Below are 13,149 nucleotides of genomic sequence, written 5' to 3'. Positions count from 1 at the left end.
CTACGACAAGTACGCCACCACCTACCTCGGTGGCGTACTCTTCGCTGCGCTCGTCATTCATCATCGTGTCCGTAAATAGCAGACACGCTCTAGTCGACGCTGGTGACCGGTATCGATCCGCCGGTGATCACGGAACCGTTGTCCGACAACAGGAAATCGACGACCTTCGCAATCTCCGTCGGCTTCGACCACCCCTTACGATTCGAGTCGGGCATGGCGGAACGGTTGCCGGGAGTGTCTATGACGAACGGCAGCAGCGCGTTGACCCGGATGTGGTCGTCGATGTACTCGAGAGCAAGAGTCTCGACGAGTGCCACCACGGCAGCCTTCGACGCGATGTACGACGCCGCACCGGAAAACGGTCGACGTGTCGCAGCGGCGGACATGCAGATTACCGAACCTCCACCACCCCGAATCAAGTGCGGGAGCGCGGACTGGGTCACCGTGTACGCGGTCCGGACATTGAGGTTCAGCTGTGCGTCGAGTGTCGCCACCGGCGTTTCGTGCACCCGCGTCCCCGAAGTGAAACCCCCGACGAGGTTGACGACGCCGAAAAGGGGCCGATCCGCGTCGTCACCGGCGATGGCGACGACGTTCTCGAGGTCGTCCTCGTCGGCGAGATCGGTGCGCACCAACTGCAGATTGGGATGCTCGGGAAGGCGGCCGAGTTCGTCACGGTTGATCCACGGGACCACCACCCGCCATCCGGTCATCAGGAGGTGGGTGGTGACCGACGACCCGAGGCCACCGGTTCCCCCGGTCACTAGAGCTGTGCGTGCCATGTCCTTCACTGCCCTTTCCACACCGGCGCACGCTTCTCGGCGAATGCGCGGGGTCCTTCCTTGGCATCCTCCGACGTGGCGATCCGCGGCAGTTCGTCGGACGTCATCGACCAGCCGGCCTGCTCGTCGGGCCGGTCACCGTTCGCTCGCTGTGCGAGGGCGATCCGCTTGTGTGCCTGCACGGCCAACGGGGCGTTCGACCCGATCTGTTCGGCGAGTGCGAGCGCCGTGTCCAGCACACGCTCGGCAGGTACGACCCGATTGACCAGATGAAATTCGAGTGCCTGCCGGGCCGTCACCGGTTCACCGGTAAGGAGAAGTTCCATTGCGACCGTGGCGGGCAGCTTGGCGGGGAGACGGAAGGCGCCGCCGGCACCTGCGATCAGCCCCCGCTTGACTTCGGGCAGTCCGAACGTCGCCGTGTCGGCTGCGACGGCGAGATCACTCGCGAGGACCAATTCGGTTCCACCACCGAGCGCGGGCCCGTTGACCGCGGCGATGGTCGGCTTGCTGATGGCGTGGCCGACGTAGCCCGCGAGCCCCCAGGCTTCGCGGCCCGCTGGAATGACGCTTTCACCGCGAGCGAGCGCCTTGAGGTCGGCCCCCGCGCAGAACGCCTTGTCGCCCGAGCCGGTGAGCACCACGACGCGGACGTTCGGGTCTGCTTCCGCTTCGTCGAGGGCGTCGCCCACCCGGATACACATGTCGGCGTTGACCGCGTTGCGCGCCTCCGGACGGTTCAATGTGATCAACATCGTGTGGCCACGCACTTCGACGAGCGCCGGGGGCGTGGTGGAGGTGGTGGATTCTGTGACGGTCATACTCTGTCCTTCGCAGTCGGGAGATGTGTTCGGTGGGCGCAGGTCATACCCACACCCGATCGAGGTCCGCGGCCTCCCGTGGCGGGGAGGTCGGTGTAGAGGGTGGTGTCCTCGAGAAGCGGGGCGCCGGCATGGGTTGCACGACGCCGTCGATCTCCACGAAGGACCCGCGGGTGGAGAAATGAGGATCAGCGGGGGCCTCGGCGAAGCTCGACACGGGGGTGACGCACGCGTCCACGTCCGCGAAGGCGGCGGCCCACTCCGCCCTGGTGCGGGTGGTGAACCTTGCTGCCAACAGGACGCGGAGCTCGGGCCAAACACTGCGGTCGTCACGGTCCGGAAGGGCGTTCGGGTCGAGTCCCAGTACCGCGATCAGCCTGTCGTAGAACTGCGGTTCGAACGCACCGACCGCCATGTAGTGGCCGTCCGAGCACACGTAGGTGTCCCAGAAGGGGCAGCTACCGTCGACCAGGTTCGCGCCGCGTTCGTCCGACCAGCTTCCCTGCCCCCGCATCGACCACGCGTGCTGGGTCAGGACCGCCGCCCCCTCGGCAGCGGAGACGTCGACCACCTGACCGAGTCCGGATCGCTGTCGCTCCCAGAGGGCCGAGAGGATTCCCGTGACCATGAACATGGACCCGCCAGCGAACCCGGCCACCACGTTGAGAGGTGGCACGGGGCGCTCGTGGCCCCTGCCGATCGAGTGGAGGATTCCCGTCGGTGCGATGAAGTTGATGTCGTGTCCGGCCTTGTCAGCTCGGGGGCCGTCCTGACCCCATCCGGTGACGCGGGCGTACACCAGAGAGGGCACGTGTTCGAGCACGACCGCCGGTCCCAGTCCGAGGCGTTCGACGACGCCGGGCCGGAAGCCCTCGACGAGGACGTCTGCACCGGATGCGAGGGCGAGGACGTCGGCGACTCCTCGAGAATCTTTGAGATCGACCTCCACGACCCGCTTTCCGCGGTGCAGGTGATCGGCGCTGGATTGGTCCCCAGGGAGAAGTCCGGGGCGCTGGACTCGGACGACGTCGGCACCGAGATCGGCGAGAACCATCGCGGCATGCGCGCTCGGCCCGATGTTCGCCAGCTCGACCACCCGCAGTCCGATCAGGGGCCCACTCCTGCTCACCCTCGATCAGCTCCACACAGTGTTCGCCGGAACCGCCACCCGCGAGGGGGCCATCGGTGTGGCCGTCGGGGTACGCGAGAACGCCGGTGCCGGTGCGGGCTGCAGGACACCGTCGAGGTCGGTGAAGACGTTCCGGTCGATCATCTGCGGGTCCTGTGCGGCCTCGTCGAAGTCCAATACCGGTGTGACGCAAGCGTCCACGTCGGCGAACAGCGCTGCCCACTCGTCGCGGGTGCGCGACGCGAATTTTTCGGTGAACAGCTTTCGAACGAGGGGCCAGCCCTCGATATCACGCTGATGGCCGAGGGTCGCCGGGTCGATGTCGAGAACGCGCACCAGTTCCGCGTAGAACTGGGGCTCGAGCGCACCGACGGCGACGTACTTGCCGTCGGAACACTCGTAGGTGTCGTAGAAGGGCGCGGATCCGTCGAAGACGTTGGTGCCCCGGTCGTCCGACCACTGGCCGGTGCCGCGCATCGACCACAGCAGATGGGCGAGCGCGGGGGCGCCGTTGACCATCGCCGCGTCGACCACCTGTCCCCGGCCCGACAGTTGACGTTCGACGAGCGCGGCGAGTATCCCGACGACGAGGAACATCGACCCACCGCCGAAGTCGCCGAACAGATTCAGCGGTGGAACCGGGCGCTCGTTCTTCCGGCCGACGGCGTGGAGCAAACCGGTCACCGAGATGTAGTTGAGATCGTGGCCGGCCTGCAACGCGCGTGGTCCGCTCTGCCCCCACCCGGTGACCCGGCCGTAGATCAGGCGTGGATTTCGGGTGAGGGCCTCGTCCGGTCCGAGCCCCAGACGTTCGGTCACACCGGGTCGGAATCCTTCGATCAGGACATCGGCGCGTTCCAACAGGCCCAGGACCACTTCGATGTCCTCGGGGTGCTTGAGGTCCGCTTCGACGATCGTGCGGCCGCGCAGCTGCTGGCTCGCCGTGCGATCGGGAGCCGGCAGGCCACCGGCGCGCTGCACTCGAACCACGTCGGCTCCGAGGTCCGCGAGAAGCATTGCAGCATGCGGTCCGGGTCCCATTCCGGCGAGTTCCAGTACGCGGATACCCGTCAGTGGACCGCTGCCGACGTCTTCGGTTGGCACGGCTGCTCCTGGATCGAGGTGGTGTGAAGTGTGGTCGGTGACCCGGTCAGTCACTCGACGGAAGGGGCTTCGCGCTCTTGAGTGCGAGCACCTCGTCACCCAGCGCCAGGCTGCCCTCGCCGCTCTTGGTGGCGAGAACCTCGACGGAACCGGCGGTGTCCGTGTAACGCTTGCCGATCATGGTGCCCCCGGCGAGATCCCCGGCCGGTGTGAGTCCTTCCGCAGGCGATCCGGCAGGATCGATCATCGGCTGCCCGCCGCACGTCAGGGTGACGTCGCCGCTCCCGGCCCGGACGACGATGACCTCGGTGGTACACACCTGGCTGCGCAGTCGTGCTCCGGTCTTCAACATGGGAATCCCTCTCTTGCTGTGGTATTCGGCCCGTGTGTGCTCAGGCCGAGGTGGACGACTAGACGGCGGACGTCTGAGGTTCGCAGTCCATGACGCCCGCGACGATCTCCGCGACGATGTCTTTGCGCAGGATCTTTCCGGTCAGGGTCGTGGGCAGTTCGCTACGGTAGACGATCCGATCAGGAGTTCGGGAACCGCGCAGACGGGCGCGCACGAACTGTCGAAGCTCTTCGGCTTCGGGGACCTCTCCGGGCTCGGGAACCACCGTCGCGACGATGGCTTGACCCCAATGGTCGTCCGGGATGCCGACGACCACCACCGAGCGCACCCGTGGGTGTTCCACCAGCACGTCCTCGATCTCCGCAGGCGCGATGTTCTCGCCGCCGCGGATGATGGTGTCGTCGTTGCGGCCCACCACGAAGAGGAAACCCTCGACGTCCTCGAACGCCAGATCACGGGTGGGGAACCACCCGTCGGCGTCGAGAACCGAACCACTACCCATGTATTCGCCGGACACCTGAGGTCCGCGGACCCACAGTTCGCCTTCTTCACCCGGTGCGACCGGCTTGTCGTAGGCATCTCTGATCTCGACCTCGATGCCGGGCACCGGCCGGCCGATCGAACCCAGCCGGGCGCGGACCGCAGGGTCTTCGGATTCCAGTGCGGCGCGGTGATCCTCCGGGCCGAGCAGGGCGATCGTGGAGCTGGTCTCGGTGAGGCCGTAGGCGTTGACGAAACCGACGTTCGGGAACGCGCGGAGGGCGGCTTCCAATGTCGGCCGCGGCATGCGCGCACCTCCGTAGGACAGCGACCGCAGCGTGGGGACGTCGGCATCACTGCCACCGAGGTGATCCACGATGCGGTCGAGCATCGTCGGGACGACCATCGCCGATGTAGCCTTCGCGGTGCGTGCGAGTTCGACCCAGTCCGCGGCGTCGAACTGCGGGAGGTAGATCATTTTCCGGCCCGCGTAGAAGTTGGTCAGAATCGTGCCCATACCTGCGACGTGGTAGGGCGGAACGCTGATGAGCGCGCCGTCCGTCTCCTCGGCGGAGGCGAACTCGACGGTCCCCATCACGTAGCTCAACAGATGGCTGTGCCGGAGCACGACGCCCTTCGGGGCGGAGGTGGTACCGCTCGTGAACAACACGATCGCCGGTGCGTCCGGTTCGATGTCGGCGGCCGCTACCGGATCCGATGCCAGCTCCTCGGCGCGGGCGAAGAAGTCGTCGGTGCTGACGACGAGGGTGGCGTCGGCGTTCGCGACCGGTGCGAGATAAACCGGGTCGACGACGACGAGTGCGTCGTCGACTCTCGCGATCAACTGCTGCAACTGTGCTGCACCGAGTCGGTAGTTGACGGGTGTGAACGGGACACCGGCGTAGGCGGAGGCGAAGAGAAGGGCGGGAAGTTCGAGTCCGGAGCCCCCGAGGAACACGACGTTGCGCGCTCCCGACTCGATCACGGCGCTTCCCGCGCCCGCGACGAGCCGGCCGAACTCCTGGTAGGTGAGCGAACTGTCACCGACGGTGATCGCGGTGCGGTCCGGGTTACCGGAGATCGCCATCTCCAGGATCAGCGAAATGCTCATGGTTGTCTTCCGATCAGGTGAGTGTCGAGGGAGCCGTCAGTGGGGGTCCTTGGCCGGCAGGGCCGCGATCGAAGGGGGATCGTGCTCGGTTCGCCCGGTCTTCGCGGCACTGCCGGGAGAGCCGAGTTCGTCGAAGAAGTCCGCGTTGGAACTGACGTATCCGGACCATTGATCAGGCAGGTCGTCGTCGAAGAAGATGGCCTCGACGGGGCAAACGGGTTCACAGGCTCCGCAGTCGACGCACTCGTCGGGATGGATGTACATCATCCGTCCGCCCTCGTAGATGCAGTCGACGGGGCATTCTTCGATGCAGGCTTTGTCCAGTACATCGACGCAGGGTTCGGCAATTACGTACGGCACGGCGGGTCGGACTCCTAGCTCTGACGATGACCTAACTCAACTTGTCCAGAACCATATGCCATCTTCTGACATCTTGTCTATGAAATATTGAAGTCGGTCCCGAGTCGGCTCGATGCACGGCTCGACGTGGCGATATGTGCGCTATCCGCACAATGTCGACGGGAAGAATCGGCTATTCGCGATCGGCTCTGTTGCGCGGCGGCATCATTGGATACTCTAATATCTGACAGCTCAGGTCATATTGAGATCCTGCAGCTCCGACGCGGCTGTGATGCCGTTCCGCTCAATCGAAAGGTACTCCGCCATGGCCTTGGCGATCTCGGAAGAACACAAGGAACTGGCCGACGTGGCCGCGTCCCATCTCGCGCGGGGGAACGTGCGGGAGGCCGCACGTCAGACTCTCGATGGCACCGGTGCGGAACTTCCCGCGTTCTGGTCCGCGACCGCAGGGCTCGGCTGGTTCGGACTGCACCTGCCCGAAGAACACGGGGGGTCGGGCTTCGGTCTCCCCGAACTGACGGTGGTACTGGAGGCCCTCGGACACGAACTGGCCCCGGCGCCGTTCCTTCCGACGGTGACGGCCTCGGCGATCCTGGCACACAGCGCACCCGAATCGGTTCAGGCTCGGTGGCTTCCGGGACTGGCCGACGGTTCGGTGATCGGCGCCGTCGGCCTGTCGCCGGGGTTGACCCTCGATTCGGACGGTGGCCTCACCGGCGAGAGTCGCGCGGTAATCGGCGCGCCCCAGGCCGCTGTGCTCGTGCTGGTCGCGGGAGACGACCTCGTGGTGGTCGAACCCGGCGAGGCCGGTGTGTCGGTGTCGACGCGAGCGGGATTGGACACGACCCGGACGATCGGCAACGTCACGGTCGACGGCGCTGCGATTCCCGCCGAGCGCATCCTGAAGGGCGCAGCGCGCGCCGCCGTCACGTACTTCCGCATCCTCGCCGCCGCCGAGGCCGTGGGAAGCGCGATGGCCTGCCTCGAGACCGCCACCGATTACGTGAAGACCCGCGAGCAGTTCGGGCGACCAGTCGGCACCTTTCAGGCAGTGAAGCATCATTGCGCGAACATGCTGATCGACATTGAGATGACCGTGGCCGCCACCTGGGACGCGGCACGGGCCGGAGACGTCGAGAGCGCCTGGTTCGCCGCCGCGGTCGCGGCCTCACACGCCGCCCGGGCGCAGGTGAAAGCGGCCCGGCTCAACATCCAGCTGCACGGTGGTATCGGCTTCACCTGGGAGCACGACGCGCACCTGTACCTGCGTCGAGCGGACACTGTGGCGGCTGTATTGGCGGACGGGCGAGACCCGCTGGTCGACGTCGTCGAGGCCTTCCGCGCCGGGGAAGCGCACGGTGCGTCGTTCGGACTGCCGGAGGAAGCGCAGGCGTTCCGTGAGCAGGCCGGTGCTGCGGTGCGGCACTACAAGGTGCTGCCCGAGTCGGAGCAGCGTGACTATCTGGTGGACAGCGGCTACCTCGTTCCGCACTGGCGGAAGCCCTGGGGCCGGGAAGCCGGAGTCGTGGAGCAGCTGGTGATCGAGGAGGAGTTCGCGGGGATCGATCTGCCCGATCTCGGAATCACCGGCTGGGTCAACCTCACGATCTCTCAGGTCGGGACGGACGAGCAGAAGAGCCGGTGGATCGATCCCGTCCTCCGTGGGCAGACCAACTGGTGCCAGTTGTTCAGCGAGCCGGGTGCGGGGTCCGACGCGGCTGCGGTTCGCACGGCGGGCAAACGCATCGACGGGGGGTGGCGTGTCACGGGACAGAAGGTGTGGACGAGTGCCGCGCTCGGTTGCGAGTGGGGTCTGGCCACGGTCCGGACGGATCCGCAGGCCTCGAAGCACGCCGGCGTGACGATGATGGCGATCCGGCTGGACTCACCAGGAGTCGAGATCCGTCCGCTGCGGGAGATCACCGGGGACGCGCTGTTCAACGAGGTGTTCTTCGACGACGTCTTCGTGCCGGACACGGACGTGGTCGGTGGCGAGGGAGAGGGCTGGAAGGTGGCCCGGGCGACGCTCGGCAACGAACGCGTCTCCATCGGTGGCGGTAGTGGTTCCATCGCGTTCACCGGGAAGGAATTGGTGAAGCTGCTCGACGGCTCTCCGGGTGCCAGGGAAGGCGCGGAGCACGAGGTGGGGGAGATCCTCGCGGAGGAGCACACCTTGCGTCTGCTCAACCTCCGCCAGGCCGCACGGGCGATCGTGGGGGCCGGTCCCGGTCCCGAGGCCAACGTCACCAAACTCGTGAAAGCCGAACACTCCCAGCGCATCACCAACCTCGGCATCACTCTGGCCGGTCCAGCGGCGGTGATGGGTGAGGTTCCGGACGTCTCCTACCCCTACCTCTTCACCCGTTGCCTGACGATCGCGGGTGGAACGTCGGAAATCATGCGCAACACCATCGCCGAACGGATCCTGGGGCTACCGCGCGATCCGCTGGTCCGCTGAGTGATGACAGACGAAAGGAATTGCACGTGAATGACCTTCCCCTCGCGGGTGTCACCGTGGTCAGTCTGGAACAGGCTGTCGCGGCACCGTTCGCGACGCGTCAACTGGCAGATTTGGGAGCCCGCGTCATCAAGGTCGAGCGACCTGGCGACGGGGATTTCGCCCGCGGCTACGACGTTTCGGTTCACGGGCAGTCGAGTTACTTCGTCTGGCTCAACCGGTCCAAGGAATCTCTGTCACTCGATCTCAAGGCCGACGAAGGCAGGGAAATCCTGTTCGAGCTTCTCACGACGGCAGATGTCCTCGTGCAGAACCTGGGACCGGGAGCCACTGACCGCATGGGCCTGGGCGCGGAGGATCTCGCCGCCCGCTTCCCGACGCTGATCGTCTGCGACATCTCCGGTTACGGTGCCGACGGACCGTGGGGTACGCGCAAGGCCTACGACCTCCTGGTCCAGGCGGAGGCAGGGCTGCTGTCCATCACCGGGTCGCCGGACGAGGTCGCGAAGGCCGGAATCTCGGTCGCCGACATCGCAGCCGGAAGTTTCGCCTACTCGGGAATCCTTGCCTCCCTGTACACCCGGGCGGTGTCGGGCCGAGTGCGTTCGGTCAGTGTGTCTCTGTTCGACGCGCTGGCCGAGTGGATGGGTTCACCGGCGTACTACGCGCAGTACGGCGGCGAGAGTCCCCTGCGCACCGGTGCTCGGCACGCGACGATCGCACCGTACGGGCCGTTCACCGCAGGTGACGGAGAGCGGGTGCTCCTCGCGATCCAGAATCAACGTGAATGGGAGCGGCTGTGCATCGAGATACTCGCACAGCCCGACCTCGTCACGGACTCTCGGTTCGCCACCAATCCCGACCGAGTGGCCAACCGAGAGGTATTGGAGCAGATCATCACCGAGGCCATCGAGGGTTTCACCGCAGACCAACTCGCCGGGCAACTGGAGAAAGCGTCGATCGCGAACGCGCGGATGAACACGGTCAGCGAACTGTGGGCCCACCCGGTACTCTCCGAGCGCAAGCGATGGCGAGATGTCGCGACGCCGCACGGGACTATCCAGGCACTCGTGCCGCCGGCGTCCTTCACGGGCGTCGAACCACGGATGGATCCCGTCCCCGCGGTCGGAGAGCACTCGGCCGCGATCCTCACTGGTCTCGGACGTTCCGGCACCGACATCGCACAGCTGAGGTCGAAGGCGATCATCTGACGGAAGAGGGAGTTGTCACGTGGAAGATCTGGCGTTGGTGTTGGCGGGCGGAGGAGTCGCAGGTATCGCGTGGGAACTGGGCTTCCTCCTCGGAGTGCAGGACGAGTCGGAGCACGTGGCTCGGGCGCTTCTCGATTCCACACATCTCGTCGGCACCTCGGCCGGTGCCACCGTCGCGGCTCAGATCTCGAGTGGTGTCGGTCTGAGCGACCTGTTCCACACGCAACTCGTGGCGGAGACCACCGAGATCGATCCCGGTGTCGACCTCGAGCAGCTGATGGCGGTCTTTGCGGAGGGACTCGGCGACGAGAACGCCTCGCCGCGAGAACGGTTACGCCGCATCGGCGCGTCGGCGCTCCGGGCCCCCACAGTAAGTGAGGAAACGCGCAGGGCGGTCATCGAGTCTCGGCTCCCATCGGACGAATGGCCGGAGCAGGCGCTGAGTATCACCGCAATCGACGCGTTGACCGGTGAGCTCGTCGTCTTCCAGCATGGTCACGGTGTCTCGCTTGTCGACGCCGTGGCCGCGAGCTGTGCGGTTCCGGGAATCTGGCCGACGGTGACGATCGGCGGACGCAAGTTCATGGACGGTGGTGTGGAAAGTACCGCCAATGCGTTCTTGGCGGGGGAGTACGGGCGTGTCGTAATCCTTGCTCCGGCACCCGAGCCCGGTCCCTATCTGCTCGGAGGGAGTCTGCTCACCGAGATCACGTCGATGTCCGGTTCCGACGTGCTGCCCGTCTTTGCCGACGCTGCCGCGGTCAGGGCTTTCGGGACGAACCCGTTGGCACCCTCGACACGAGCTCCGGCTGCACTCGCGGGGCGCGATCAGGGCCGGCGAGCAGCTGCGCAGCTTGGCGAGTTCCTCGGCGTCGTTCCCTGACGGGGACGCCCCTGAAGCGCAGACGACCACAAAGAAACCCGCCATGGGCACGACACTCGTTACGGTGTCGAGCCCATGGCGGGTCGCGGCGTTCGACGGGTCCGGCTGAGTGGCCTTGCGTCGTCGCCGGTGTCTACTTCGGCTGGAAACGCAGTGCACCGTCGATCCGGATGACCTCGCCGTTGAGGTAGTCGTTCTCGGCGATGTGCTGCACGAGGCCGGCGTACTCGGATGGGCTGCCCATGCGGTTCGGGAACGGAACATTCGAACCCCAGAACTTCTCGGCCTCTTCGCGCTCCATCTTGAACGCGGGTGTGAAGAAGGTGCCAGGCGCGATGGCCATCACTCGGATGCCGAACTTGGTGAGGTCGCGAGCGGCAGGAAGGGTCAGGCCCACTACGCCGCCCTTGGCGGCGGAGTAGGCGGTCTGTCCGATCTGGCCCTCGAATGCCGCAATGCTCGCGGTGTTGACGATGACCCCACGGCTGCCGTTCTCGTCGGCCTCGTTCTTGGCCATGGCTGCCGCGCCCAGGCGAAGCACGTTGAACGTGCCGTTGAGGAAAAGGTTGACGTACCACTGGAACTGCTCGAACGAGGCGGGCTCGCCGTCCCGTCCGACCACGCGTGAGGCCCCGGCGCCGCCCCCGTGAGCGTTGACGACGATGCGGAGCGGAGCGAGCTCGTTTGCCGCCGCGAGGGCTGCGACGACGCTGGCTTCATCGAGTACGTCGGTGCTGACGTAGCGGACCTTCTCGCCGAGTTCGGCTTCCAGTGCCTTACCGCGCTCGTCGTTGAGGTCGGCGACGATCACCGAGGTTCCGGCAGCGGCGAGCTGACGTACGGTGGCCTCTCCGAGGCCTCCCGCTCCGCCCGTGACGAGCGCGGACGCGTTGCTGATGTCCATCTTCGTTGTTCCTCTCCTGGCCACGAAACGAGCCGCGAGCCGTTGACTGGTGCACTCAATCAAAAATGACACAATTGTCAGAAAAGTTCAATAGCGTGGAGGGAGTAGATGTCCGATCCCACTTGCGAGTGCGAAAGTGGATGGTGCATAGACAGTTCGAGCCCTGCCGCGCCATGCGGTAGGGCTCGACTGTCGATCGACGGTCAGATGATTGTCAGGTGGCGTGACTGAAGAATCCGCGCTTGATGCACGCCACGAGCAGCGACACGAAGTCGTCCTGCGGCAGCGGCTCGGGAAGCTCCTGCGACGCCTGCGGCACCCGGCCGACGAGGGCACGGAAGATCAAGGCCGCCATGACCGGGTCGAACGGGTAGTCGCGCTTGCGGCTCGTCACCACCGCCAGGAGGGCGTCGTCCATGCGTGCCTGCCCGTAGGTGCCCAGGTCCACTACCATGTCGTTCCCACTGTTCCGCTCGGACCAGACGTCGATCGATCCTGCGTAACGAGTGACGTACTGCGAAAACCCCACCAGCCATTCTCGCAACTCGGTTTCATCCTCTGCCATCGGATCGATCTTCCGGACCCGCTCGGCCTGTTCGATCGCGCACGCCGTGGCCTCCACACTCAGTGCCACGAGCAGATCCTGCTTCTCGCTGAAGTACTTGTAGAACGTTCCGCGCGCGAATCCGGCCTGCTCGACGATGTCGTCGACGCTCGTGCGGTGGTACCCCTTTTCGCGGAACTGGATTGCACCTGCTTCGACCAGAGTCTCGACGGTCTTCACCGCTCGCTTGCTGAGACCCGCCACGCGGTCCTGGGTGGACAGACCCTGGGTGTTCGGGGGCTCGGGCATGTCGATGGAGCCGGTGCCCGACGCGCGCAACGAGAGGCTGTTCAGGACCTCGGGTGGGGTTTCGGGGAAGAGCACCAACTGAATGAAGACGGACACGGCGTCGACGACGGACTGGGTGTCGCGACCGTAGGCCCGTCCGGTGTGGATGAAGAGGTTCATCCGGTGGACGATTGCGGTCATCATCACGGCACCCGCGTCAGGATCGATGCCCTCGATTCCCGATGTGGCCAGGCGTTCGGAGATCCGCTTGTTGTAGCCCTCGATGAACCGTGTGATCTCCGGCCGCACGGCGGTATCGGACGCGGCGACCTGCGTCCACTGCACGAACATCGTCGAATACTTGTCGAAGACCCAGCTCCACTCGCCCAGCCACCAGTTGAGGTTGTCGAACCCCACCTCGGTGGGGCCCAGGGGCCCGATGCGGCGCGCGACGCGGAACAGCGCACGGCCGCACTCTTCGAGGAGTTCGAGGAAGATCTCGTCCTTGCCGGGGAAGTACTGGTAGAGCGTGGCCCGGGAAATGTCCGCGGCTTTCGCGATCGCCTCCACCGAGGTGTTGAAGAAGCCGACCTCGGCGAAGAGATCCAGTGACACTTCCACGATCTTGTTGCGCGTGCTTGCGCCCCGACTGCCCACTTCGGGGCTCGACGGGCCGTAACTTGCTCGGCGGGTGATCGAATTTTCTGACATCAGTGGACAGT

Annotated in this window: 12 protein-coding genes; 3 read left to right on the top strand and 9 right to left on the bottom strand. The window is 65.8% G+C overall.

What is annotated here, in order from left to right; genetic code table 11:
• Positions 1-89 precede the first annotated feature (89 nt).
• Genes ACFWAY_RS42895 through fdxA form a run of 7 tightly spaced genes read right to left on the bottom strand, consistent with a single transcriptional unit; the run spans position 90 to position 6,139 of the window.
• Positions 90-782, bottom strand: coding sequence for an SDR family NAD(P)-dependent oxidoreductase (locus ACFWAY_RS42895; RefSeq protein WP_378453886.1), 693 nt, complete (start codon positions 780-782; stop codon positions 90-92).
• 5 nt (positions 783-787) lie between these two features.
• Complete coding sequence (locus ACFWAY_RS42890) at positions 788-1,603, bottom strand: crotonase/enoyl-CoA hydratase family protein (RefSeq protein WP_378514772.1); 816 nt, start codon at positions 1,601-1,603, stop codon at positions 788-790.
• Positions 1,604-1,646: 43 nt separating this feature from the next.
• Positions 1,647-2,714, bottom strand: coding sequence for a CaiB/BaiF CoA transferase family protein (locus tag ACFWAY_RS42885; RefSeq protein WP_378514774.1), 1,068 nt, complete (start codon positions 2,712-2,714; stop codon positions 1,647-1,649).
• 24 nt (positions 2,715-2,738) lie between these two features.
• On the bottom strand, positions 2,739-3,836 hold the full coding sequence (locus tag ACFWAY_RS42880; protein ID WP_378514771.1) for a CaiB/BaiF CoA transferase family protein: 1,098 nt from the start codon (positions 3,834-3,836) through the stop codon (positions 2,739-2,741).
• 46 nt (positions 3,837-3,882) lie between these two features.
• Complete coding sequence (locus ACFWAY_RS42875; RefSeq protein WP_378453889.1) at positions 3,883-4,188, bottom strand: hypothetical protein; 306 nt, start codon at positions 4,186-4,188, stop codon at positions 3,883-3,885.
• 58 nt (positions 4,189-4,246) lie between these two features.
• A complete protein-coding gene (locus ACFWAY_RS42870; protein WP_378514770.1) occupies positions 4,247-5,779 on the bottom strand; it encodes a class I adenylate-forming enzyme family protein in 1,533 nt (510 codons plus the stop codon).
• A 36-nt stretch (positions 5,780-5,815) separates the two neighbouring features.
• The gene (fdxA, locus tag ACFWAY_RS42865; RefSeq protein ID WP_378453891.1) at positions 5,816-6,139 is read right to left on the bottom strand and encodes a ferredoxin; all 324 of its coding nucleotides are present in this window, start codon (positions 6,137-6,139) and stop codon (positions 5,816-5,818) included.
• A 304-nt stretch (positions 6,140-6,443) separates the two neighbouring features.
• On the opposite strand from fdxA, the gene ACFWAY_RS42860 reads away from it, so the two are divergent.
• Genes ACFWAY_RS42860 through ACFWAY_RS42850 form a run of 3 tightly spaced genes read left to right on the top strand, consistent with a single transcriptional unit; the run spans position 6,444 to position 10,691 of the window.
• On the top strand, positions 6,444-8,597 hold the full coding sequence (locus ACFWAY_RS42860; protein ID WP_378514769.1) for an acyl-CoA dehydrogenase: 2,154 nt from the start codon (positions 6,444-6,446) through the stop codon (positions 8,595-8,597).
• A gap of 26 nt (positions 8,598-8,623) precedes the next feature.
• Positions 8,624-9,808, top strand: coding sequence for a CaiB/BaiF CoA transferase family protein (locus ACFWAY_RS42855; RefSeq protein WP_378514768.1), 1,185 nt, complete (start codon positions 8,624-8,626; stop codon positions 9,806-9,808).
• Between the two features lie 19 nt (positions 9,809-9,827).
• Positions 9,828-10,691 carry a patatin-like phospholipase family protein gene (locus tag ACFWAY_RS42850; protein WP_378514767.1) on the top strand — a complete coding sequence of 288 codons (864 nt, stop codon included), beginning with the start codon at positions 9,828-9,830 and terminating at the stop codon, positions 10,689-10,691.
• Positions 10,692-10,824: 133 nt separating this feature from the next.
• Here ACFWAY_RS42850 and ACFWAY_RS42845 read toward each other — a convergent pair whose 3' ends face one another.
• Both ACFWAY_RS42845 and ACFWAY_RS42840 read right to left on the bottom strand, forming a co-directional pair.
• On the bottom strand, positions 10,825-11,595 hold the full coding sequence (locus tag ACFWAY_RS42845; protein ID WP_378453895.1) for an SDR family NAD(P)-dependent oxidoreductase: 771 nt from the start codon (positions 11,593-11,595) through the stop codon (positions 10,825-10,827).
• Between the two features lie 214 nt (positions 11,596-11,809).
• The gene (locus ACFWAY_RS42840) at positions 11,810-13,138 is read right to left on the bottom strand and encodes a TetR/AcrR family transcriptional regulator (RefSeq protein ID WP_378453896.1); all 1,329 of its coding nucleotides are present in this window, start codon (positions 13,136-13,138) and stop codon (positions 11,810-11,812) included.
• Between the last annotated feature and the right edge of the window lie 11 nt (positions 13,139-13,149).

The sequence above is a fragment of the Rhodococcus sp. NPDC059968 genome, assembly GCF_042738615.1.
GTDB lineage: Bacteria > Actinomycetota > Actinomycetes > Mycobacteriales > Mycobacteriaceae > Rhodococcus_F.
This window is presented reverse-complemented; position numbering and strand designations above follow the sequence as displayed.

Coding starts and splice junctions, on each gene's coding strand:
- ACFWAY_RS42895 (WP_378453886.1), bottom strand. CDS start 782: ATGGCACGCACAGCTCTAGTGACCGGGGGAACCGGTGGCCTCGGGTCG.
- ACFWAY_RS42890 (WP_378514772.1), bottom strand. CDS start 1,603: ATGACCGTCACAGAATCCACCACCTCCACCACGCCCCCGGCGCTCGTC.
- ACFWAY_RS42875 (WP_378453889.1), bottom strand. CDS start 4,188: ATGTTGAAGACCGGAGCACGACTGCGCAGCCAGGTGTGTACCACCGAG.
- ACFWAY_RS42870 (WP_378514770.1), bottom strand. CDS start 5,779: ATGAGCATTTCGCTGATCCTGGAGATGGCGATCTCCGGTAACCCGGAC.
- ACFWAY_RS42860 (WP_378514769.1), top strand. CDS start 6,444: ATGGCCTTGGCGATCTCGGAAGAACACAAGGAACTGGCCGACGTGGCC.
- ACFWAY_RS42845 (WP_378453895.1), bottom strand. CDS start 11,595: ATGGACATCAGCAACGCGTCCGCGCTCGTCACGGGCGGAGCGGGAGGC.
- ACFWAY_RS42840 (WP_378453896.1), bottom strand. CDS start 13,138: ATGTCAGAAAATTCGATCACCCGCCGAGCAAGTTACGGCCCGTCGAGC.